The following is a 19,638-nucleotide window of genomic DNA, read 5'->3' on the forward strand; positions in this document are numbered from 1 at the left end:
CGACCGCCGATGAAAATGCCCGCGCTATCCTGGATGGCGCGGGCGCTTTCCAGCGCCGGACGCCCTGCCAGCGCCAGACGCCCTGAACGACAAAGCCCGACGCGGAGGGCTTTCCGCGCCGGGCTTGAAGGGCGTGTCTGGAATAAATCGAATCGGCGCCGCGGACGGCGCCGCGACTGGACTTACTCGCCAGCCTTGATCTGCTCGCGGGCCTGGGCCAGCAGCTCGGCCATCTTCATGCGGACCTCGCCTTCGGTCGCCGAAACGCCCGAGCCCTTCAGATCCTCGAAGACCTTGCGGAAAACGTCCTCGTCGCCCGGCTGTTCGAAGTCGGACTTGACCACCGCGCGCGCGTATTCCTCGACCGTGGCGAGGCCCATCAGACCGGCGGCCCACTCGCCCAGCAGGCGGTTGCGGCGCGCGGTCGCCTTGAATTCCAGTTCCTGGTCCAGCGCAAACTTACGTTCGAAACCCTGCTCGCGTTCGTCGAAAGTGGTCATGAAGGCCCCAAAGTCGTCCAAGCCGGCTGCATATCCCGTGCCGGTCGCCGCCGCAATCGGTGGATAAGCCGCAGGCCACGTTTCCCACCATAGCATAGACCAAACCACCGTCGCGTGTTTGCGCCGAACCGCTCATTCAGGTAGGTTCCACGGGATTTTTTCAGTGAGCGGCCTTGAGTCGAACGCCGCGCGCAGCTATCCGCCGCGCGCGCTTTTCGTTTCTCCGGAAGCCTCCGGACCAAGGCGACGCGCGCGTTTTCAGAAGGGCCTCGACGAGAGCCATGACGACCCGTCGCAAGAAAATCTACGAAGGCAAGGCCAAGATTCTGTACGAGGGCCCCGAGCCCGGCACGCTTATCCAGTACTTCAAGGACGACGCCACCGCCTTCAACGCCCAGAAGAAGGCCGTGCTGGAAGGCAAGGGCGTCATCAACAACCGGATCAGCGAGTACATCATGACTCGCCTGAATTCGATCGGCGTCCAGAACCACTTCATTCGCCGCCTGAACCTGCGCGAGCAGCTGATCAAGGAAGTCGAGATCGTTCCGCTCGAGGTCGTGGTGCGCAACATCGCCGCCGGCTCGATCGCCACGCGCCTGGGTCTGACCGAGGGCCAGCCCCTGCCCCGCTCGATCATCGAGTTCTACTACAAGGACGACAAGCTCGGCGACCCGATGGTCTCCGAGGAGCACATCACCGCGTTCAACTGGGCCGCGACCCAGGAGATCGACGACATGATGGCCATGGCCCTGCGGGTGAACGACTATCTGTCGGGCCTGTTCAGCGGCGTCGGCATCACGCTGGTCGACTTCAAGATCGAGTTCGGCCGCGTCTACGAGGGCGACTTCTCGCGCATCATCCTGGCCGACGAGATCAGCCCCGACAGCTGCCGCCTGTGGGACGCCGCCACCAACGAGAAGCTGGACAAGGACCGCTTCCGCCGCGACCTCGGCAACGTCATCGAGAGCTATACCGAGGTGGCCCGCCGCCTGGGGATCATGAAGGAAATGCCGACCGTCATCCAAGGCGGGATGCATTAAGCTTGGGTTCTCCTCCCCCGCCCGCGGGGGAGGTGGCGCGGCGCGCGGCGCCGTGACGGAGGGGGCGCTGAAGCCCGATGCGATGGATGGCCGGCCGACGCCCCCTCCACCGCTTCGCGGTCCCCCTCCCCCGTTCCACGGGTGAGGAGATTTAGAGTGAAAGCCACCGTCCACGTGTTCCTGAAGCCCGGCGTGCTCGACGTTCAGGGCAAGGCCGTCGAGAACGCCCTGCACGGCCTGGGTTGGCCGTCGGTGAAGGACGCCCGCGTGGGCCGGGTCATCGAGTTCGATCTCGACGCCGCCGACGCCGAAGCCGCCAAGACCGAGGTCAAGGCCATGTGCGAGAAGCTGCTGGCCAACACGGTCATCGAAAGCTACCGCATCGACGTGGCCTGAGCCTGCCGCCTCAGGGCTTTGGCGGGGTCGGCTGCGCGGCCTTTACGGCCTTTTGCACCGCTTCCAGCTTTGCCTGCTGCTGAGCCAGGGTGGGGACGCCCAAGGCCGTGCGCAGGACGTCCGGAACAAGGTCTCGATTATAAGGGTCCAGCGTGGGCGCCTCGCCCTGACGGGCTATGGTCTGGGTACCGTAGATCTGAGACCCGCCAGTCATTTGCAGATAGCGATCCAGGCTGGCGGCGGCGATCCAGGTCGCCTCGGTCGATCCGCGCGCCGCGGCCGCCACCGCGAGGCTGTGGGCTAGGAGAAAATCTTCGGGCCGCTGCCCGTGCTGGAACACGAAGGCCGCCTTGCGGAAGTCCTCGCCGGTCTTCAGCGCGCCCGACTCCAACAGCGCCCTCGTTTGGACGCGGCGCGCGGCGTCATCGGCGTTCATCCGTTCGACGAAAGCGCGGTCGGGCTTTTGCCCCAGGGAAATGCCTTTGCGGACGGCTTGGTCGGCGTTGAAGATCTCCGCCATGGTCGCGTTGTCCGGCGCGGCGTCCCGCGCAAACGCCGGCTCGGCGACCGCGAAGGTCAGGCACAGGACGGAGGCCAGCAGCAGACGAGTCATGGTCACACCCTCTTTTTCGGAGCGTGGACCTGACAGCCGCGACCAGTGCTATTCAAATGAAATCCAGGACAGGATTGGGGCTCAGGCCGCCAAGCTGGTTCGCAACAACGTCAAACTGGTCTCCCGGATCGGCTCGAGGTCCATGCCGGGATCGATCAGCAACTGGGTGGATAGCCCCAGCAGCAAAGACCCCACCATCAGCGCGGCCGCGTCGGCGTTGAGTTCGGCGCGGATGACGCCCTCGGCTTGGCCGCGTAGGACCATGGCCTCCAGCCGCTCCTCGGCGCCCTTGTGGGCCTGGGCGAAAGGCGCGCGCAGCTCGGACACGTCGGCGACCGCGCCGGCCAGCAGCACGAAATAGGCGCGCATCTCGCCGTCGCGCGACAGGTTCGTCAGGAACGTGTCGATGAAGCCGAGCACCGACTCCAGGCCGTCCAGCTGGTCCAGCCGCCGGTCGTCCATCAGCGCTTCCAGCCGCGCCTGAAGCCTCGCGATCAGCGCCTCGATCAAGCCCTGCTTCGAACCGAAGCGCTGGGTGACGAGCCCTCGGCTGTAGCCCGCCCTCAACCCGATATTCTCGAACGTGGCCGCCGCCACCCCCTGCTCGGCGATCAGTTCGGCGGCCGCGCGCAGCAGCTCGGCCTCGGATTGCTGGCGGCGATCGGACTGGGTGCGCCGTTCGGGGACCTTAAGGGACGATGTCATCTTGCCGAACTTAGTTATTTGTTGGACAACAAGCAAATAATTGAGGTGGCCGCGAAGCCATCCCCGGGAGGAGCCAGGACGCGCCATGACGATCTCGACCGAAATCGCCAACACCATCGTCGATCCGACCGCCTATGCCGATGGCGACCGCGTCGACCAAGCCTTCGCCCATCTGCGCCGCGAAGCGCCCTTGGAGGTGGCCCAGCCGGACGGCTTCGATCCGTTCTGGGTGGTCACGCGCCACGCCGACATCCTGGAGGTCGAGCGCCAGAACGAGCTGTTCCACAACGGCGACCGCGCCACGGTCATCACGACGATCGAGGCCGACAAGAAGGTGCGCGAGATGATGGGCGGGTCGCCCCACCTGGTCCGCTCTCTGGTGCAGATGGATAACCCCGACCACTTCGCCTACCGCAAGATCACGCAGGGCTCGCTGTTGCCGCAGAACCTGAAGGTGCTGGAGGCCCGCATCCGCGAGATCGCGCGCGGCTTCATCGACCGCATGGCCGAGCACGGCGACCGCTGCGACTTCGCCCGCGACGTCGCCTTCCTCTATCCGCTGCACGTGATCATGGAGGTGCTGGGCGTTCCCGAGAGCGACGAGCCCCGGATGCTGAAACTGACCCAGGAGCTGTTCGGCAACGCCGATCCCGATCTGAACCGCACCGGCAAGTCGATCACCGACGCCGGCGAGGGCGTCGACAGCATCCAGTCCGTGGTCATGGACTTCATGATGTACTTCAACGCCATCACCGAGGACCGCCGCGCCAAGCCGCGCGACGACCTGGCCAGCCTGATCGCCAACGGCAAGATCAACGGCGAGCCGATGGGCCACCTGGAGGCGATGAGCTACTACATCATCGCCGCCACGGCGGGCCACGACACCACCTCATCGACCACCGCCGGCGCGTTGTGGGCCCTGGCCGAGAACCCCGACCAGTTCGCTCGGGTCAAGGCCGACCCGTCGCTGATTCCCGGCCTGATCGAGGAGTCGATCCGCTGGGTCACCCCGGTGAAGCACTTCATGCGCACCGCCACCGCCGACGCCGAGCTGGCCGGCAAGAAGATCGCCAAGGGCGACTGGATGATGCTCTCCTATCCCTCGGGCAACCGCGACGAGGCGGTGTTCGACGACCCGTTCAGCTTCAAGGTCGACCGGACGCCCAACAAGCATGTGGCCTTCGGCTATGGCGCGCACATCTGCCTGGGCCAGCACCTGGCGCGGATGGAGATGCGGGTGCTGTGGGAGGAGCTGTTCGCCCGCCTGGACAGCGTCGAGCTGGACGGAACGCCCACCCGCATGACCGCCAACTTCGTCTGCGGCCCGAAGTCGGTGCCGATCCGCTTCAAGATGCACTGAGGCGCGACGATGAGCGCGGAACCCTTCAAGGTCTGGCAGTGCCGCACCTGCGGCTACATCTATGACGAGGAACAGGGCGACCCGGGCGAGGGCCTGGCGCCCGGAACGCGCTGGGCCGACATCCCGGCCGGCTGGGTCTGCCCACTGTGCGGCACGCCGAAGTCGGACTTCGACATGATCGAGCTGTAGACGGGACCGAGTTTCAGGGCCGGCGGGACTGACATTCCGTGCGAACGGTGCTACAGGCCCGCGCCATGAAAGCCGCCGTCGTCGTATTCCCCGGTTCGAACTGTGACCGCGACTGCAAGGTCGCCATCGAGCGCTCCGCTGGCGCCCGCGTCGAGATGGTCTGGCACCAGGAAACGGCCCTGCCGGACGACCTGGACCTGATCGTCCTGCCCGGCGGCTTCTCCTACGGCGACTACCTGCGCTGCGGCGCCATGGCGGCCCAGAGCCCGGTCATGAAGGAGGTCGTCGCCGCCGCCGACAAGGGCGTGGCGGTCGTCGGCATCTGCAACGGCTTCCAAGTTCTGACCGAGGTCGGCCTGCTGCCCGGCGCCCTGCTACGCAACGCCGGCCTCAAGTACGTCTGCAAGCCCGTCGGCCTGGATATCGTCAACGGCCAGACGCGCTTCACCGCCGGCTATGGCGAGCAGCGCGAAGCGGTGATGACCGTCGGCAACGGCGAGGGCAACTACTTCGCCGACGAGGAAACCCTGGACCGCCTGGAGGGCGAGGGCCAAGTGGTGTTCCGCTATCAGGAAAATCCGAACGGCTCGGCCCGCGCCATCGCCGGCATCGTCAACAAGGGCGGCAATGTCCTGGGCCTGATGCCTCACCCCGACCGCGCCTTCGATCCGGACCTGGGCTCCGAGGACGGCGCGGTGCTGTTCCGCAGCATCTTCCAGAGCGCTTAGAGCCTTTAGCCTTAAGTCGGAATCGAGTTCAGGCGTCAAAAAAGGCTCTAAATCAAATGTTTAGAGCGTGAGATAAGCTGAAACCGGTTCCCACTTTCAGCCTCACGCTCTAGTAGGCCGCTGCGACCACGTCGGTCCTCGCGAAGTCATCGCCCTTGAACAGCAACGGTTCGCCCGTGGCCTTGGCCAAGGCGTAGGCGAAGCTGTCGCCATAGTTTAGGCCGGCCTGATGGCGTGCGCGGCCGTAGGTTTCCAGCGCGTCGGCGGCGAGCAAGGCGTGGGCGGCCGTGACATCGACAACCTTGATCCCGAGCCCCGCGACCACGCGTTCCGCCCAATCGGCCGCGGCGAAGCGGGGAAACCTGCGCGCCAGCACCGCGACATATTCCACATAGGTGGCGGCGGACATCAAACGTGTTTCCGAAGCCAGTATCGCTACGGTCAGGGCGCTGCTTTCTGGTTCGGCGAATTGGATGGCGATCATCGCCGACGTATCGATGACCATCAGCGCGGCAAGCCGTACTCGTCATACATCTCGGCCTCGATCTCTTCGCGCGTGAGGCCCGTGTCGGGGCCGTAGTCCTGCGCCCTCATCCAGGCCAGAAATTCCGCCGCCTGGACCTCCGGCGAAGCCGTCGGCGAGGCGCCACGACGCTTCAATTCGTTCTCGGCCGCCATGCGCACGGCATCGGTCAGGCCCAGCCCCGCGCGCTTGGCCAAGTCTCGCACGATCCGGTCGGTTTCAGGATCCTTGATACTGAAGGCCATCTAGAAAACTCCTGATTTCTAGACAGTATCACACGCCACGCCCCGTCGCCACCGCGCTGCGGGACACATCCGGAATGATGGAGACGGCGTCCGCCGCCCACGGACGAAAAAGTGGGCTGAACCCGGCTTGTTACAGTGTAGCAGCCTGAAAAACACAGGCCTAAGGTGCCCGCCTTCCAGGAGGGCCTTTCATGAGTCTTGTTTCCACCCTGCGCGCGGGCCTGCTGACCGCCGTGGCCGTCGCCGCCTTCGGCGCGACGCTGGCCAACGCCCAGACCGCGCCCATGACGCCGGACGTCACCGCCAGCAAGTTTGTCCAGACCCAGGTCAATTACGACTACGAAAAGCGTGTCGTGATGATCCCGATGCGCGATGGGACCAAGCTCTACACCGTCATCGTCATCCCCAAGGGCGGCAAGAACCTGCCGATCCTGCTGACCCGCACGCCCTATAACGCCGCCAAGCGCGCCGCGCGCGCCGACAGCCCGCGCATGATCGGCGCCCTGCCCCAGGGCGACGAGGTGTTCGTGGCCGACGGCGGCTATATCCGCGTGTTCCAGGACATCCGCGGCAAGTACGGCTCGGAAGGCGACTATGTGATGACGCGGCCGCTGAAGGGCCCGCTGAATTCGTCCGAGGTCGACCACTCCACCGACGCCTACGACACCATCGACTGGCTTGTGAAGAACGTGCCGGAGACCAACGGCAAGGTCGGGATGCTGGGCAGCTCTTACGAGGGCTTCACCGTGGTGATGGCCCTGGTCAACCCGCACCCGGCCCTGAAGGTCGCCGCGCCGATGAGCCCGATGGTCGACGGCTGGATGGGCGACGACTGGTTCCACCACGGCGCGTTCCGTCAGCCGAACTTCGACTACATCACCGGCCAGACGGGCCAGCACGGTCCCGGCGAGGGCGTTCAGCGCCAGGGCTATGACGACTACAGCAACTTCCTGAAGGAAGGCTCGGCCGGCGACTACGCCAAGAACCACGGCCTCGACCAGCTGCCGTTCTGGAAGAAGGTCAGCGAGCACCCGGCATACGACAAGTTCTGGAGCGAGCAGGCTCTCGACAAGACGATGGCCGCCCAGCCCCTGAAGGTCCCGACCATGTGGATCCAGGGCCTGTGGGACCAGGAGGACATGTGGGGCGCGGTGCACAGCTACGCCGCCGTCGAGCCCAAGGACGTCAACAACGACAAGAATTACCTCGTGCTGGGCCCCTGGCGGCACAGCCAGGTCAATTACGACGCCTATAACCTCGGGGTCTTCAAGTGGGACGGCGACACGGCCACCCAGTTCCGCCGCGACGTGCTGCGCCCGTTCTTCGACCAGTATCTGAAGGACGCCCCCAAGGCCGACACCCCGCCGGTGCTGATCTACGACCCGGGCCAGAACAAGTGGAACCGCTACGCGACCTGGCCGCAGGGCAAGACCAAGAACCTCTATCTGGAAGCCAATGGCGGCCTCGGCTTCACGCCGCCGGCGGCGGCCAAGGGCGCCGCGGCCTATGACGAGTACGTCTCCGACCCGGCCAAGCCCGTGCCTTATATCCCGCGCCCGCTGCAGTTCAGCGATCGCGGCCGCTGGACGACCTGGCTGGTCAGCGACCAGCGCGGCGTGGTCGATCGTCCCGACGTCGTGACCTACATGACCGAGCCGCTGAAGGAGCCGCTGAAGATCGCCGGCGTGCCGAAGGTCAATCTGGTCGCCTCGACCAGCGGGACCGACAGCGACTGGGTGGTCAAGCTGATCGACGTCTATCCCGACGAGGTTCCCAGCCAGCCGGAGCTCGGCGGCTATCAGCTGGCCGTGGGCATGGACATCTTCCGCGGCCGCTACCGCGAGAGCTTCAGCGATCCCAAGGCGATCAAGCCGAACACGCCGCTGAAGTACCAGTTCATCCTGCCGACCGCGAACTACACCTTCCAGCCGGGCCACCGGATCATGGTGCAGGTGCAGTCCAGCTGGTTCCCGCTGTACGACCGCAACCCGCAGACCTTCGTGCCGAACATCTTCTTCGCCAAGCCGAGCGACTATGTGAAGGCGACGCAGCGGGTGTTCCACGCCGGCGCCGACGCCAGCTTCATCGAGCTGCCGGTGGTGGAGAAATAGGATCAAACGACAAAAGGGCCGGCGGGTGATCGCCGGCCCTTCCACTACGGAGAGAATGTCTGACGGTCAGCGGTCGCCGCGCCTAACGTTTTCATCCTGCTGGTTGGCCTGGCCGCCCGGGTTGCGGCCTTGCTCGTTCGGCTTGGGCTGGCCTTGCTGTTGCTGCTGGCCGGGCGCTTGACGCTGCTGGTCTTGCGGTTGCTGTTGCGGATTACGGTTCTGCTCAGCCATCGGGCCTACTCCTTTTGCACAGCGCGCTCGAGACGCACGGGAATAGAACGGCCCCGGACTCGCGCCGTTCCTCCGGCCAAGCCGCCTTATTTCCGGCTAAGCTCAAGGATTTTCACGGGTTTCTCGATGATCTGCCCCTTCATGTAGGGATCGTCGGCCTGGCTGATCGTCGGCGCGTCGTGAATGGCGCGGACCACGTCCATGCCCTCGACCACCCGCCCGAAGGCCGCGAAACCCTGGCCGTCCTTGTTGCGCGCGCCGCCGTAGTCGAGGGCGGAATTGTCGCCCAGGCAGATGAAGAACTCCGAGGTGGCCGAGCCCGGCTTGTCGCGCGCCATCGAGATCGTTCCGTCGACATGGCGCAGGCCCGTGGCCTTCGTCGTCTCGTGGGCGATCGGCGGAAGATGCGCGCCGGCGTCGCCGAGTCCGCCCTGGATGACGCTGATGGTGGCCGGGTTGTTGTCGTTCCTGGGCGAGACCGTCCGATAGAAGGTCCCGCCCTTCATCAGCCCCTGGTCGGCATAGGCCAGGAAATTGGCGACGGTGATCGGGGCCTGGTCGGGATAGAGCGCCAGGACGATCGTCCCCTTCTCGGTGACCAGCCGAACGCGAACCTCGCGCGGCTTTCGGCCGGCGGCGCCCAGCGGGACGGCCGCCAGGCCGGCGACTAGGGCGCGGCGATCAAGGCGTTGGATCATCGAATCCTCCCGAAACATTCAGCCACCATGGCGCCGCCGCGCGCAAAAAGCTTTCGCCGCGCAGGGGAGAAACGGCAAGACGCATCGCGGCCCAGGGGAGTGCGCTGGAAGGCGGCTTTCACGGCTCTAACGTGCTTGCAAAGCAAAAGGTGGGGGCGCGGCCGTCGAGGTCATCGAGGCCGCGTAATTGCGACGTCATGGCCGACGCCGAAATTCGGTTTCCAGAGACCTATGTCAGCGGCGTGCCCGTCTGGGCCCGGCGCCGCAAGCGCCAGAGCGGTCTGGCCAGCGCCCTGTCGCGCGTGATCATCGCCCTGCTGGCCCTGTTCGGCGGCATGGTGCTGGGCGTTTCGCTGCGGGTGGGCTCGGTCACCAAGGGCGGCGCCGTCATCGACCGCTGGATCGCCAAGGGCCAGGTCGAGTACACAAAAGCGCTGGAGCAGGCGCGCGCCAGCCAGAAGTCCTGACCGGCGCCGACTGGCTGTAGCGGAATCTGACCGACCGGGTTAGAAGGCGCGCCCATGAGCACGCCCCAAAAGCCCATGGCCGAATTGGCCGCCGAGTTCGGCCTGAAACCCGCCGAATATGACGTCGTCCTAAAACGCCTGGGCCGCGAGCCCAACCTGGTGGAGCTGGGTGTGTTCTCGGTCATGTGGTCCGAGCACTGCTCGTACAAGTCGTCCAAGAACCAGCTGAAGAAGTTCCCGATCAGCGGTCCGCGCGTGATCTGCGGTCCCGGCGAGAACGCCGGCGTCATCGACATCGGCGACGGGGACGCGATCATCTTCAAGATGGAGAGCCACAACCACCCCTCGTACATCGAGCCCTATCAGGGCGCGGCGACGGGCGTGGGCGGCATCATGCGCGACGTCTTCACGATGGGCGCGCGGCCGATCGCCCTGCTGAACGCCCTGCGCTTCGGCGAGCCGGACCATCCCAAGACCAAACGCCTGGTGGATGGCGTGGTCGCCGGCATCGCCGGCTACGGCAACTGCGTGGGCGTGCCCACGGTCGCCGGCGAGACCAACTTCCACAAGGGCTACAACGGCAACATCTTGGTCAACGCCATGTGCGTGGGCCTGGCCAAGGCTGACCGCATCTTCTACTCGGCCGCCCCGGGCCCGGGCCTGGCGGTCGTCTATTTCGGCTCCAAGACCGGCCGCGACGGCATCCACGGCGCGACCATGTCCTCGACCGAGTTCACCGAGGACTCGGAAGAGAAGCGTCCCACCGTCCAGGTCGGCGACCCCTTCGCCGAGAAGCTGCTGATCGAGGCGACCCTCGAGCTGATGGCCACTGGCGCGGTCGCCGCCATCCAGGACATGGGCGCGGCCGGCCTGACCTCCTCGTCGGTCGAGATGGCCGGCAAGGGCGGCGTCGGCATCGAGCTGAACATGGACATGGTCCCTCAGCGCGAAGAGGGCATGACCGCCTATGAGATGATGCTGTCGGAAAGCCAGGAGCGGATGCTGGCGGTCCTGAAGCCCGGCCGCGAGCAGGACGGCCACGCCATCTTCGAGAAGTGGGGCCTGGACGCCGCCGTCATCGGCCACACCACCGACACCGGCCGCCTGGTGCTCAAGCACCACGGCGAGACGGTCTGCGACGTGCCGCTGGCCCCGCTGTTCGACGACGCGCCGCTGTATGACCGCCCATGGGTCCAGCCGGCCTTGCAGCCGCGCCTCGATCCGGCGTCGATCCCCGCCCCGACCGACTGGACCCAGGCGGTGCTGAAGGTTGTCGGCTGCCCTGACATGGCCTCCAAGCGCTGGCTGTGGGAGCAGTACGACCGCCACGTGATGGCCGACACGCTGGAAGACAGCGCCACCGGCTGCGACGCGGGCATCGTGCGCATCCACGGCACGGGCAAGGCCATCGCCGTCACCAGCGACTGCACCCCGCGCTACGTCCAGGCCGACCCCTACGAGGGCGGCAAGCAGGCTGTCGCGGAAGCCTGGCGCAACCTGACGGCCGCCGGCGCCCTGCCCATCGCTATCACCGACAACCTGAACTTCGGCAGCCCCGAAAAGCCCGAGACCATGGGCCAGATCGTCCGCGCCACCGACGGCATGGCCGAGGCCTGCCGGGCGCTGGACTTCCCGGTCGTGTCCGGGAACGTGTCGCTCTACAACGAGACCAACGGCGTCGCCATTCCGCCGACCCCGACCGTCGGCGCCGTGGGCTTGCTGGAGGACTACGACCTGCGCACGGGCTTCGGCAACGTGGCCGAGGGCGATGCGCTGGTGCTGATCGGCGAGACGCGCGGCGAGCTGGGCGCCTCGATCTATCTGCGCGAGATGCTCGGCCGCGAGGACGGCGCTCCGCCGCCGGTCGACCTAGCGCTCGAGCGCAAGAACGGCGACTTCGTGCGCGGCCTGATCGCCTCGGGCCTTGTCGCGGGCGTCCACGACCTGTCGGACGGCGGCCTTCTTGTCGCCGCGGCCGATATCGCCCTGGCCAGCCAGGTCGGCGTCACCCTGAACGCCACCAGCGAGGCCCATGCCCACCCGTACCTGTTCGGCGAGGACCAGGCCCGCTACCTAATCGCCACGCCGGACCCCGACGCGGTGCTGGAAGCGGCCCAGGCCGCCGGCGTTCACGCCAGCCTCGCGGGCGTGGCGGGCGGCGAGGCCTTCGCTTCCGCCGGCCTATTCAGCATCCCGCTCGCGGCCCTGCGCACGGCCCACGAAGCCTGGCTGCCGGGCTACATGAACGCGCCGAAGGCTTGATCCCGGCGCTGGCCCGGCGGCGTCGCCGGGCCCCTTCGCCGGGCTCTAGCGACCTGACGCCTTGGCGATCTGGTCCAGGTCGCGATCGAACGCCAGGCTGGCCTCGACCACCGTCGCCACCGAGCGCTTGAAGAAGTCCTTCGGCACGGTGGCGAAGTCGTCGGTAGGCTTGTGGTATTCGGGGTGGTCCTCGACCCCGAAATAGACCCAGGGCACGCCCTTCTCACCGAAGGCATAGTGGTCGGACTGGTTGGTCCAGTTGTTCTGCTTGCCGGCCGCGTCGGTGTCGTGACCCTGCTTCAGCAAGACCGGGGCCTTGGCGGCGACCGCGTCCAGCACCGGCTTGAGGAACGGGAAAGGCGTCGCCCCGGCGACATAGAGCTCGTTCTTCGGATTCTTGCTCAGCATGTCGAAATTGACGTCCAGCGCGACGCCGCTCAGCGGGATCGGCGGCGCGGCGACGAAGGCGCGCGCGCCGCGCAAGCCGCTTTCCTCGGCGTCGACCACCGCCAGGATCACGTCGTGCTTGGGCGGATGGGCCTTGAACGCCTCGGCCACGGCCAGCAGCCCCGCCACGCCCGAGGCGTTGTCGTCGGCGCCGTTGTAGATCTCGCCGTCGCGGACGCCCAGATGGTCGTAATGGGCCGAGACGACCATCGCCTTGCCGCCGACGGTCCCCTTGATCCGCGCCACCAGGTTGACGCCCCTGATATTAGTCCCGTCGCGCTTGGCGAACTCGAACGGCTGCTCGAAGCTCGCGCCGATCGGCGCGACGCCGATCTCGGCGAAGCGCGACAGGATGTAGGCCCGGGCCTTCTCCGACCCCGGCGTGCCGGGCGCCCGGCCCTGCATGTCGTCGGCCGACAGGACGCGGACGTCGTCGAGAGCCTTGTCGCCCGGCGCGGCGAAGGCGGACGCGGCGCTCGCCAGCATGACGAGGGCGGCCGCCAGGAAGATGGCGCGAGATTTATGGGTCATGGCGCCTACATGCCGTGCGTCGGACGGACATTTCAATTAAATCCGAGGCGTCGCGCGACGAACGTCGCTCGCGCGAAGCGTGCATATGTCTGTTCTTAAGAAATCCAGGCCAAATTGGCCGTCGAAGGATCGGAGCGTCCCCCGTGCCCATGTCCCACGCCGAACTCGAGGCCCGCCTCGCCGCGGCCTTTCCCGACTCCGAGATCGTGCTGACCGATCTGGCCGGCGACAACGACCACTGGAAGGCGCGCATCGTCTCGCCGGCCTTCAAGGGCCTGCCGCGCGTGCGCCAGCATCAACTGGTCAACAAGGCGCTGGCCGACGTGCTGGGGGGGACGCTGCACGCCCTGGCGCTCGAAACCGCCGCCCCCGCGGAATAGGAGCCGACGGGTGCGCTATCGTCCCTTCGGAACCACGGACATGGCGGTCTCGGCGCTGACCCTGCGCCTGGTCGATAGCGAATCCCCGCGCGCCAGCGACTGGCGCGACCTCGTCTTCACCGCGCTGGAATGCGGCATCAACAGTTTCCAGGTCGAGGGCGAGTCGCCCGCGATGCTCGCCGGCCTGGGCGAGGCCTTCGCCTCGGTCGAGCGCCGACTGCTGTTCCTGACCTGGCGCGTGCGCGATGACGGGACCGCCATGGACCACCAGACCATCGAGCGCCTGGTCGGCGGGGCCTTCGAGGGCCTGGGGCTGGACTATCTCGACTTGGTGCTGGTCAACGACCCGCGGGCCCCGCACCTCGCCCCCGCGTTCGAGGCGGGCCTGCGCTCGCTGCACCAGAGCCGCGCCGTCCGAGGCCTGGGCATCGCCAGCCGAGGCGACATCGACCCCGGCCTGATGCGGAACGGCATGGTCACGGCGATCTCCTCGCCGTTCAACCTGTCGTCCGGCTGGGCCGAACGCCACCGCATCCGCAGCGCCGCCCAGGCCGACTACGCCGTCATCGGCGAGGACTTCTGGCCCCAGGCCCTGCGCGATGGCGGCGAGAGCGCCCCGCGCAAGCCCTCGCTGTGGCGACGCCGCACCGACCCGCTGGCCGATGTCGGCGGCTACGAGTTCCTGCACGGCACGCCCGGCTGGAGCGGCGAGGAAATCTGCCTCGGCTACGCCCTGACCGAGCCGTCGCTGGCCACCGTGCGGATCACCGCCGACCGGCCGGCCGAGGTCGAACGCCTGGCGGCCGTGGTCGAGCGCGACCTGCCCAATGGCGTCTGCGCCCAGATCGAGATGGCCCGCTTTTCCGCCCAGGAACGCGAGAAGGCCGCCGGCCGCGACTGAGCGGCCCCGCGCCGCACTTGACCCCGGGGTCTCTGGCGCCTAGCTGAAGGCTTCCGCCAAGGATCCGTATTTCCATGACCGACGTCGCCTCCTCCCCCGCCCTCGACTTCATCGCCAAGACCGTGGCCGAACATCCGGTCGTGGTGTTCATGAAGGGCGTGCCGGACCAGCCGCGCTGCGGCTTCTCGTCGGTCGTCGTCCAGATCCTCGACCACCTGGGCGTCGAGTTCATCGGCGTCGACGTGCTGCAGGACGACGAGCTGCGTCAGGGGATCAAGACCTTCACCGACTGGCCGACCATTCCGCAGCTCTATGTGAAGGGCGAATTCGTCGGCGGCAGCGACATCGTCCGCGAGATGTTCCAGTCCGGCGAACTGAAGACGTTCCTGATCGAACAGGGCGTCCTGGCCGCGTGAAGCTCTTCGAGCCGCCACGCGACGCCTTCTCCCTGACCTTCCAGCCCAAGGCGTCGGACATCGACGCCAACGGGCACGTCAACAACGTCGTCTATCTATCCTGGATCCAGGACCTGGCCATCGCCCATTGGGAAGCGTGGACCAGCGACGAACAGCGCGCGCCTTGGACCTGGGTCTGCCGCCGCCACGAGGTCGATTACCGCCGCGAGCTGCTGCCGGGCGAGACCGCCACCGGCTACACCTGGGTCGGCGAACTGAAGGGCCCGCGCTTCGAGCGCTACGCCCGGATCGACGGCCCCGACGGCGAGATGTGCGCCCAGAGCCGCACCGACTGGGTGCTGATCGACATCGCCGCCAAGCGGCCCGCGCGGGTGCTGCCGTGGATGGTCGAACGGTTCACGCCGAAGGCCTGAGCACCGGATTGGCGATGACGATGCGGTCGGCGCGCGTGAGCCCAAGCTCTTCGTAGCTGAACGCCAGATCCGCCGCGCTTGGCGTCCCCTTGCAGGTCTCCAGCCGCCGTCGGGCGAAGGCGACCACCGCTTGGCCGGCCTGACGATCGACGCGGAAGACGAAGTCGGCCTTCGCCGCGCAGCCGTTCGACCTCACACGCAGCGTCAGCCCGCTGGCGCCGGCGTCGACCCCCAGCAAGGGTTCAAGCCCCGGCCAGCGCTCGGCCGGCGCGCCGGCGAGGCGGACAGGCGCGGTCGCGCAGCCGGCCAAGGACATCGCCGCCCCAGACAACACAAAACCTCTGCGGGAGACACCGACGCTCATCGACCTCTGTACGAACCGCCCAAGTTCGGATGAAGATCGCCCAGCGCTGGCGCGCTGACCAGCCTCTGGGGGCGTTTGTTATGTGTCTTCGTTCCGTGTTCCTCGCCGCGGCCGTCGTTAGCGCCATCGCCGCGCCCGCGATAGCGTCGCCCGACTATCGGCAACTGGACGCCGAGATCGAGCGGCTGAGGCTGGCGGGCAAGGTCCCGGGGGTCGCTGTCGCCGTCGTCGAGAACGGCCAGCTCGTCCACGTCGTCACGAAGGGCGCGCGCGACGCCAAGGGCGATCCGCTGACGCCCCACACGATCATGTATGCCGCCTCGATCACCAAGGCGACCTTCGCCTACTACCTGATGATGCTGGTCGACGATGGCAAGCTGAACCTCGACACGCCGATCGCCGACTATCTGCCCAAGCCCCTGCCCGACTATCCGAGGTACGCGGATCTGGCGGGCGACCCGCGCTGGCGGAAGATCACCCCGCGCATGCTGATGACCCATTCGGCCGGCTTTCCGAACTTCCGCTGGCTGAACCGCGACGAAAAGCTCGACATCAAGTTCGACCCGGGAACCGCCTACGCCTACTCCGGCGAAGGCATCAACCTGATGCAGTTCGTGCTGGAAGAGGGTCTCGGCCTGAAGGTCGGCGAAGAGATCGATCGCCGGATTTTCCAGCCCTTGGGCATGAGCCGCTCGAGCCTGGTCTGGCGCGCGGACTTCGCCGGCGACCTAGCCGACGGGATCAAGGAGGACGGTCAGTGGGAACCGCACGACGACCGTTCGTCGGTCAAGGCGGCGGGCTCGCTGGACACCACGATCACCGATCTTGGCAAGCTGTCGGCGGCGATGGTCTCCGGCTGGGGGCTCTCGGCCAAGAGCGCGTCGGAATGGATCAAGGTCAGCCTGCCGATCGCCAGCGCCCATCAGTTCCCGACATTCGGCCTGAAGGCGAACCCGGAAAACGCCAAGATCGGCCTCGGCGCTGGGATCGGGGTGGTCGTCCATGACGGTCCGCAGGGCCGCGTCTTCTACAAGGGCGGCCATAACGACATCACCGACAACCAAATGGTCTGCGTCGAGCGGAGCAAGCGTTGCGTCGTCGTGCTGACAAACAGCGGCGTCGGCCAGCGGATCATCCCGGCGATCGTCAATGCGGCGCTGGGCGAGACCGGCCAGCCCTGGGGTTGGGAATACAACCCGATCCTGCCGATCTCGCCCTAGATTGTCAGCCCCAGGGGCCCGCGCCGGCGGACGTCGTGACCGGCGTCGGTCGCCGCGCCGCCGTCCCCTGCCCCACGCCCAGGCGCATCAGGGCCTCGACGCGGTTGTGAGTGGCCGGGTGGGTCGAGAACAGGTTGTCCGCGCCCCTCCCGGCCAGCGGGTTGATGATGAACATGTGCGCCGTGGCCGGATTGCGCTCGGCCTGGACGTTCTCGTAGCCGCCCCGGGCATAGGCCTCGATCTTCTCGAGGGCGCGGGCCAGGGCGGCGGGGTCGCCGCCGATCCCCGCGCCGACACGGTCGGCCTCGTACTCGCGGGCGCGGCTGATGGCCATCTGCACCAGCATGGCGGCGATCGGGGCCAGCAGGGCGACGGCGATCGCGCCCACCACGCCGCCCGGCCGCTCCTCGTCGCGCGAGCCGCCCAGGAAGAAGGCGAAATTGGCCAGGGCCGAGATCGCGCCGGCGATGGTGGCCGTCACCGTCATGGTCAGGGTGTCGCGGTTCTTCACGTGGGCCAGCTCGTGGGCCATCACGCCGCGGATCTCGTCGCGGGTCAGCAGAGAGAGCAGGCCCGTGGTCGCCGCGACCGCCGCGTGGTCGGGGTCCCGGCCGGTGGCGAAGGCGTTGGGCTGGTCGCTGTCGATGATCGTCACGCGCGGACGCGGCAGACCGGCCTTGACGGCCATCTCCACCACGTCGGCGGCATAGGCGCGGACCAGCGGCTCGGGATGGCGCTCGTCGACCTCGACCGCGCCATAGGTCCGCAGCACGATCTTGTCGGCGTTCCAGTACGAGAAGGCGTTCAGCGCCACGGCGATGGCCAGGGCGATCAGCATCCCGGTCGGTCCGCCAATCAGATAGCCCGCGCCCATGAAGAGCGCCGTCAGGCCCGCCAGCAACATATAGGTCTTGAAGTGGTTCATGATCGTGATCAGTCGAAGATGTCGAAAAGGTCGAAGCGCTTCTTCTTTTGGTGGCCGTAGCGTCCGTAGCGGCGATAGCGATCATCGTCGTCATCGTCATGGCGCTTGTGATGGTCGAGGTGGTGATCGGGCCGAACATAGGGGCGCGGCGCGGTTCCCGGCGCGTTGAAGGTCGCCTGGGTTTCCTCGCGCTCGAACGCCATCAGCTTTTCCAGCTCGCCCCGGTCCAGCCAGACGCCGCGACAGCGCGGGCACATGTCGAACTCGACGCCGGCGCGCTGAACGGCCTGCATGGCGCCGTCGCAGTTGGGGCACATCAGAAGGGGCATGTGAAACCTCCGGTCCAAAAGGATGGATCGGGTGTTCTCGATGTCTGGCGGCGCCGTCAGGGAGGGGGGCTTTAGGCGGCCGGACCCAGCGACATCGAGAACACCCGATGCGGTCCGACATCACGAGCGCTTGCATCGCTCGCCAGAGGGGCCCGGTCCCGCACCCTTAAGTTGGGACTTGGCGGGAAGGCTTTCAAGGGGCGCCCGGCCCTTAAGGGGATCCTCCCCACGATGGGGCGCACAAAAAAGGCCCCGGATCGCTCCGGGGCCTTTTCCGTATCGTTTCGGATCCGACGCTTACGAAGCGTAGAATTCGACGACGAGGTTCGGTTCCATCTTCACTGGATACGGAACTTCCGACAGTTCCGGCGCGCGGACGAAGGTGGCCGACAGCGACTTGGCGTCGACGGTCACGTACTCGGCGAAGTCACGCTCCGACGAGGCGACGGCTTCGAGAACCAGAGCCATGTTGCGCGACTTTTCGCGGACCTGGATCACGTCGCCGGCCTTGCAGCGGTACGACGGGATGTTCACGCGCTTGCCGTTCACGGTCACGTGGCCGTGGTTCACGAACTGGCGGGCGGCGAACACGGTCGGCACGAACTTGGCGCGATAGACGATGGCGTCCAGGCGCGATTCGAGCAGAGCGATCAGATTTTCCGAGGTGTTACCCTTGCGGCGGGCGGCTTCCTCGTAGGTGCGCGAGAATTGCTTCTCGGTCAGGTTACCGTAGTAGCCCTTCAGCTTTTGCTTGGCGCGCAGCTGCAGACCGAAGTCCGAAACCTTGCTCTTGCGGCGCTGGCCGTGCTGGCCGGGACCGTAGGAGCGCGAGTTGACCGGCGACTTCGGGCGGCCCCACAGGTTTTCACCCATGCGGCGGTCGATCTTGTACTTGGCGCTATGGCGCTTCGACATAGTCAGTCTTTCAAAACGATCCGGGCCGGCTCCCCGCGAGGGGCGCGATCTCAACGGCGGCGTCGGGTCAATCCGTCATAAGGTCATCGCGCCGCGCGGCGAGCCGGCGGCGTGAAGGCGCGGTTTATGATGGAAGGCGGGCGGGGAGTCAATGTTACCCGCCCCCGCCGCTTACGGCCGCGCCAGCGGGTTGCGCACGCGAATCCTGCCGCCGCGTTCCACGCCGAACGTTTCCAGCGGATAGCGCAGCTCGACGCCCTCGGCGACCAGGGCGCGGCAGTTGTCGGGGCGCTTGCGGGTGAAGGTGAAGGAGGTCAGGCCGTCGCGGCGTTGGCTCTCGACGGCGAAATCCTCGGGCCGGGTGCACCCGTTGGACGAGACACGAACGACGAGATCGTCGCGATCAACTCGCATGGCCTGCAGCGGCTCCAGGCCGTCCGACGCGCCCTTCGTCACCGACACGTCGTGACGCGCCCCGTCGGAGTCGATGATGACGCAGGCCGAGGTGCTCAGGCCCAAGGCGATCACGGCGGCGAGCGATAGGCATTTCATGGTGGTTCCCCTCTGGTTAGCTTGACCGTGAGGGGAGCGCCCGCCGCCTGAACCCAGGATGAATTACGGAATGTTCACAACCGTCCGGCGTGCCAGGCCACATGGTCGCCGATAAAGGTGGTCATGAAGAAGTAGCTGTGGTCGTAGCCTTCCTGACGGCGGACCGTGACCTTGCGA

The 19,638-nt window shown here is 66.9% G+C and carries 26 protein-coding genes and 1 pseudogene; 13 read left to right on the plus strand and 14 right to left on the minus strand.

Going from position 1 to position 19,638, the window contains the following annotated elements:
• Positions 1-182: 182 nt before the first annotated feature.
• On the minus strand, positions 183-500 hold the full coding sequence (locus tag FCU40_RS12930; RefSeq protein WP_035017247.1) for a DUF1476 domain-containing protein: 318 nt from the start codon (positions 498-500) through the stop codon (positions 183-185).
• Positions 501-781: 281 nt separating this feature from the next.
• On the opposite strand from FCU40_RS12930, the gene purC reads away from it, so the two are divergent.
• Together purC and purS are read left to right on the plus strand one after the other, a co-directional pair.
• Complete coding sequence (purC, locus tag FCU40_RS12935) at positions 782-1,540, plus strand: phosphoribosylaminoimidazolesuccinocarboxamide synthase (RefSeq protein WP_004619432.1); 759 nt, start codon at positions 782-784, stop codon at positions 1,538-1,540.
• A gap of 156 nt (positions 1,541-1,696) precedes the next feature.
• Complete coding sequence (gene purS / locus FCU40_RS12940) at positions 1,697-1,936, plus strand: phosphoribosylformylglycinamidine synthase subunit PurS (protein ID WP_168075419.1); 240 nt, start codon at positions 1,697-1,699, stop codon at positions 1,934-1,936.
• A gap of 10 nt (positions 1,937-1,946) precedes the next feature.
• On the opposite strand, the gene FCU40_RS12945 is transcribed toward purS, so the two are convergent.
• Both FCU40_RS12945 and FCU40_RS12950 read right to left on the minus strand, forming a co-directional pair.
• On the minus strand, positions 1,947-2,549 hold the full coding sequence (locus FCU40_RS12945; protein ID WP_168075421.1) for a hypothetical protein: 603 nt from the start codon (positions 2,547-2,549) through the stop codon (positions 1,947-1,949).
• 81 nt (positions 2,550-2,630) lie between these two features.
• Positions 2,631-3,254: a TetR/AcrR family transcriptional regulator gene (locus FCU40_RS12950; protein WP_168075422.1), complete on the minus strand. Its 624-nt coding sequence runs from the start codon at positions 3,252-3,254 to the stop codon at positions 2,631-2,633.
• An 85-nt stretch (positions 3,255-3,339) separates the two neighbouring features.
• On the opposite strand from FCU40_RS12950, the gene FCU40_RS12955 reads away from it, so the two are divergent.
• From FCU40_RS12955 to purQ, 3 genes are all read left to right on the plus strand, one after another.
• Positions 3,340-4,614 (plus strand): cytochrome P450, encoded by a 1,275-nt coding sequence (locus tag FCU40_RS12955; RefSeq protein WP_168075423.1) that lies wholly within the window; start codon positions 3,340-3,342, stop codon positions 4,612-4,614.
• A 9-nt stretch (positions 4,615-4,623) separates the two neighbouring features.
• On the plus strand, positions 4,624-4,803 hold the full coding sequence (locus tag FCU40_RS12960) for a rubredoxin (RefSeq protein WP_004619421.1): 180 nt from the start codon (positions 4,624-4,626) through the stop codon (positions 4,801-4,803).
• Positions 4,804-4,868: 65 nt separating this feature from the next.
• Complete coding sequence (gene purQ, locus FCU40_RS12965) at positions 4,869-5,531, plus strand: phosphoribosylformylglycinamidine synthase subunit PurQ (RefSeq protein WP_004619416.1); 663 nt, start codon at positions 4,869-4,871, stop codon at positions 5,529-5,531.
• 109 nt (positions 5,532-5,640) lie between these two features.
• On the opposite strand, the gene FCU40_RS12970 is transcribed toward purQ, so the two are convergent.
• Positions 5,641-6,036, minus strand: coding sequence for a type II toxin-antitoxin system VapC family toxin (locus FCU40_RS12970; RefSeq protein WP_168075425.1), 396 nt, complete (start codon positions 6,034-6,036; stop codon positions 5,641-5,643).
• Complete coding sequence (locus FCU40_RS12975; protein WP_004619411.1) at positions 6,036-6,299, minus strand: type II toxin-antitoxin system VapB family antitoxin; 264 nt, start codon at positions 6,297-6,299, stop codon at positions 6,036-6,038. Before FCU40_RS12975 ends, FCU40_RS12970 begins: the two co-directional genes overlap by 1 nt.
• Before the next feature lie 191 nt (positions 6,300-6,490).
• Here FCU40_RS12975 and FCU40_RS12980 point away from each other — a divergent pair, with 191 nt between their 5' ends.
• The gene (locus tag FCU40_RS12980) at positions 6,491-8,410 is read left to right on the plus strand and encodes a CocE/NonD family hydrolase (protein ID WP_168075426.1); all 1,920 of its coding nucleotides are present in this window, start codon (positions 6,491-6,493) and stop codon (positions 8,408-8,410) included.
• A gap of 66 nt (positions 8,411-8,476) precedes the next feature.
• Here FCU40_RS12980 and FCU40_RS12985 read toward each other — a convergent pair whose 3' ends face one another.
• Together FCU40_RS12985 and FCU40_RS12990 are read right to left on the minus strand one after the other, a co-directional pair.
• Entirely contained in the window at positions 8,477-8,641 is a 165-nt protein-coding gene (locus FCU40_RS12985; protein ID WP_004619407.1) for a hypothetical protein, read from the minus strand.
• Positions 8,642-8,727: 86 nt separating this feature from the next.
• The gene (locus FCU40_RS12990) at positions 8,728-9,339 is read right to left on the minus strand and encodes a peptidylprolyl isomerase (protein ID WP_168075427.1); all 612 of its coding nucleotides are present in this window, start codon (positions 9,337-9,339) and stop codon (positions 8,728-8,730) included.
• A gap of 197 nt (positions 9,340-9,536) precedes the next feature.
• Between FCU40_RS12990 and FCU40_RS12995 the strand changes: the two genes are divergently transcribed.
• Both FCU40_RS12995 and purL read left to right on the plus strand, forming a co-directional pair.
• Positions 9,537-9,806, plus strand: coding sequence for a hypothetical protein (locus tag FCU40_RS12995; protein WP_168075429.1), 270 nt, complete (start codon positions 9,537-9,539; stop codon positions 9,804-9,806).
• 54 nt (positions 9,807-9,860) lie between these two features.
• On the plus strand, positions 9,861-12,068 hold the full coding sequence (purL, locus tag FCU40_RS13000; RefSeq protein ID WP_168075430.1) for a phosphoribosylformylglycinamidine synthase subunit PurL: 2,208 nt from the start codon (positions 9,861-9,863) through the stop codon (positions 12,066-12,068).
• A 45-nt stretch (positions 12,069-12,113) separates the two neighbouring features.
• On the opposite strand, the gene FCU40_RS13005 is transcribed toward purL, so the two are convergent.
• Complete coding sequence (locus FCU40_RS13005; RefSeq protein ID WP_168075432.1) at positions 12,114-13,046, minus strand: M20/M25/M40 family metallo-hydrolase; 933 nt, start codon at positions 13,044-13,046, stop codon at positions 12,114-12,116.
• Between the two features lie 143 nt (positions 13,047-13,189).
• Between FCU40_RS13005 and FCU40_RS13010 the strand changes: the two genes are divergently transcribed.
• The 4 genes from FCU40_RS13010 to FCU40_RS13025 all read left to right on the plus strand — a co-directional run bounded on the left by FCU40_RS13010 (position 13,190) and on the right by FCU40_RS13025 (position 15,156).
• Positions 13,190-13,426: a BolA family transcriptional regulator gene (locus FCU40_RS13010; protein ID WP_004619397.1), complete on the plus strand. Its 237-nt coding sequence runs from the start codon at positions 13,190-13,192 to the stop codon at positions 13,424-13,426.
• Between the two features lie 10 nt (positions 13,427-13,436).
• Entirely contained in the window at positions 13,437-14,327 is an 891-nt protein-coding gene (locus tag FCU40_RS13015) for a hypothetical protein (RefSeq protein WP_168075433.1), read from the plus strand.
• A gap of 74 nt (positions 14,328-14,401) precedes the next feature.
• Positions 14,402-14,743: a Grx4 family monothiol glutaredoxin gene (gene grxD, locus FCU40_RS13020; protein ID WP_004619394.1), complete on the plus strand. Its 342-nt coding sequence runs from the start codon at positions 14,402-14,404 to the stop codon at positions 14,741-14,743.
• Positions 14,740-15,156 (plus strand): thioesterase family protein, encoded by a 417-nt coding sequence (locus tag FCU40_RS13025; RefSeq protein ID WP_004619392.1) that lies wholly within the window; start codon positions 14,740-14,742, stop codon positions 15,154-15,156. Before grxD ends, FCU40_RS13025 begins: the two co-directional genes overlap by 4 nt.
• Here FCU40_RS13025 and FCU40_RS13030 read toward each other — a convergent pair.
• Positions 15,140-15,472: a hypothetical protein gene (locus tag FCU40_RS13030; protein WP_241693606.1), complete on the minus strand. Its 333-nt coding sequence runs from the start codon at positions 15,470-15,472 to the stop codon at positions 15,140-15,142. The genes FCU40_RS13025 and FCU40_RS13030 overlap by 17 nt on opposite strands.
• A gap of 128 nt (positions 15,473-15,600) precedes the next feature.
• Here FCU40_RS13030 and FCU40_RS13035 point away from each other — a divergent pair, with 128 nt between their 5' ends.
• Complete coding sequence (locus tag FCU40_RS13035; RefSeq protein WP_168075436.1) at positions 15,601-16,740, plus strand: serine hydrolase domain-containing protein; 1,140 nt, start codon at positions 15,601-15,603, stop codon at positions 16,738-16,740.
• Between the two features lie 4 nt (positions 16,741-16,744).
• Here the strand turns inward: FCU40_RS13035 and htpX are convergent, their stop codons facing one another.
• The 5 genes and pseudogenes from htpX to FCU40_RS13060 all read right to left on the minus strand — a co-directional run.
• Entirely contained in the window at positions 16,745-17,665 is a 921-nt protein-coding gene (gene htpX / locus FCU40_RS13040) for a zinc metalloprotease HtpX (RefSeq protein ID WP_168075438.1), read from the minus strand.
• Positions 17,666-17,673: 8 nt separating this feature from the next.
• Positions 17,674-17,994, minus strand: coding sequence for a zf-TFIIB domain-containing protein (locus FCU40_RS13045; RefSeq protein WP_168075439.1), 321 nt, complete (start codon positions 17,992-17,994; stop codon positions 17,674-17,676).
• 297 nt (positions 17,995-18,291) lie between these two features.
• Positions 18,292-18,909 carry a 30S ribosomal protein S4 gene (gene rpsD / locus FCU40_RS13050; protein WP_004625164.1) on the minus strand — a complete coding sequence of 206 codons (618 nt, stop codon included), beginning with the start codon at positions 18,907-18,909 and terminating at the stop codon, positions 18,292-18,294.
• Positions 18,910-19,080: 171 nt separating this feature from the next.
• Positions 19,081-19,461 (minus strand): hypothetical protein, encoded by a 381-nt coding sequence (locus FCU40_RS13055; protein WP_168075440.1) that lies wholly within the window; start codon positions 19,459-19,461, stop codon positions 19,081-19,083.
• Positions 19,462-19,535: 74 nt separating this feature from the next.
• Positions 19,536-19,638, minus strand: a pseudogene (locus FCU40_RS13060) (S-formylglutathione hydrolase); the annotation flags it as partial.

The sequence above is a fragment of the Caulobacter sp. SSI4214 genome, from assembly GCF_012184455.1.
Classification (GTDB): domain Bacteria; phylum Pseudomonadota; class Alphaproteobacteria; order Caulobacterales; family Caulobacteraceae; genus Caulobacter; species Caulobacter vibrioides_E.

Bases quoted from the DNA above. Each gene is read 5' to 3' on its own strand.
- FCU40_RS12930 (WP_035017247.1), bottom strand. From the start codon at position 500: ATGACCACTTTCGACGAACGCGAGCAGGGTTTCGAACGTAAGTTTGCG.
- purC (WP_004619432.1), top strand. From the start codon at position 782: ATGACGACCCGTCGCAAGAAAATCTACGAAGGCAAGGCCAAGATTCTG.
- FCU40_RS12945 (WP_168075421.1), bottom strand. From the start codon at position 2,549: ATGACTCGTCTGCTGCTGGCCTCCGTCCTGTGCCTGACCTTCGCGGTC.
- FCU40_RS12950 (WP_168075422.1), bottom strand. From the start codon at position 3,254: ATGACATCGTCCCTTAAGGTCCCCGAACGGCGCACCCAGTCCGATCGC.
- FCU40_RS12955 (WP_168075423.1), top strand. From the start codon at position 3,340: ATGACGATCTCGACCGAAATCGCCAACACCATCGTCGATCCGACCGCC.
- FCU40_RS12960 (WP_004619421.1), top strand. From the start codon at position 4,624: ATGAGCGCGGAACCCTTCAAGGTCTGGCAGTGCCGCACCTGCGGCTAC.
- purQ (WP_004619416.1), top strand. From the start codon at position 4,869: ATGAAAGCCGCCGTCGTCGTATTCCCCGGTTCGAACTGTGACCGCGAC.
- FCU40_RS12970 (WP_168075425.1), bottom strand. From the start codon at position 6,036: ATGGTCATCGATACGTCGGCGATGATCGCCATCCAATTCGCCGAACCA.
- FCU40_RS12975 (WP_004619411.1), bottom strand. From the start codon at position 6,299: ATGGCCTTCAGTATCAAGGATCCTGAAACCGACCGGATCGTGCGAGAC.
- FCU40_RS12980 (WP_168075426.1), top strand. From the start codon at position 6,491: ATGAGTCTTGTTTCCACCCTGCGCGCGGGCCTGCTGACCGCCGTGGCC.
- FCU40_RS12985 (WP_004619407.1), bottom strand. From the start codon at position 8,641: ATGGCTGAGCAGAACCGTAATCCGCAACAGCAACCGCAAGACCAGCAG.
- FCU40_RS12990 (WP_168075427.1), bottom strand. From the start codon at position 9,339: ATGATCCAACGCCTTGATCGCCGCGCCCTAGTCGCCGGCCTGGCGGCC.
- FCU40_RS12995 (WP_168075429.1), top strand. From the start codon at position 9,537: ATGGCCGACGCCGAAATTCGGTTTCCAGAGACCTATGTCAGCGGCGTG.
- purL (WP_168075430.1), top strand. From the start codon at position 9,861: ATGAGCACGCCCCAAAAGCCCATGGCCGAATTGGCCGCCGAGTTCGGC.
- FCU40_RS13005 (WP_168075432.1), bottom strand. From the start codon at position 13,046: ATGACCCATAAATCTCGCGCCATCTTCCTGGCGGCCGCCCTCGTCATG.
- grxD (WP_004619394.1), top strand. From the start codon at position 14,402: ATGACCGACGTCGCCTCCTCCCCCGCCCTCGACTTCATCGCCAAGACC.
- FCU40_RS13030 (WP_241693606.1), bottom strand. From the start codon at position 15,472: ATGTCCTTGGCCGGCTGCGCGACCGCGCCTGTCCGCCTCGCCGGCGCG.
- FCU40_RS13035 (WP_168075436.1), top strand. From the start codon at position 15,601: ATGTGTCTTCGTTCCGTGTTCCTCGCCGCGGCCGTCGTTAGCGCCATC.
- htpX (WP_168075438.1), bottom strand. From the start codon at position 17,665: ATGAACCACTTCAAGACCTATATGTTGCTGGCGGGCCTGACGGCGCTC.
- FCU40_RS13045 (WP_168075439.1), bottom strand. From the start codon at position 17,994: ATGCCCCTTCTGATGTGCCCCAACTGCGACGGCGCCATGCAGGCCGTT.
- rpsD (WP_004625164.1), bottom strand. From the start codon at position 18,909: ATGTCGAAGCGCCATAGCGCCAAGTACAAGATCGACCGCCGCATGGGT.
- FCU40_RS13055 (WP_168075440.1), bottom strand. From the start codon at position 19,461: ATGAAATGCCTATCGCTCGCCGCCGTGATCGCCTTGGGCCTGAGCACC.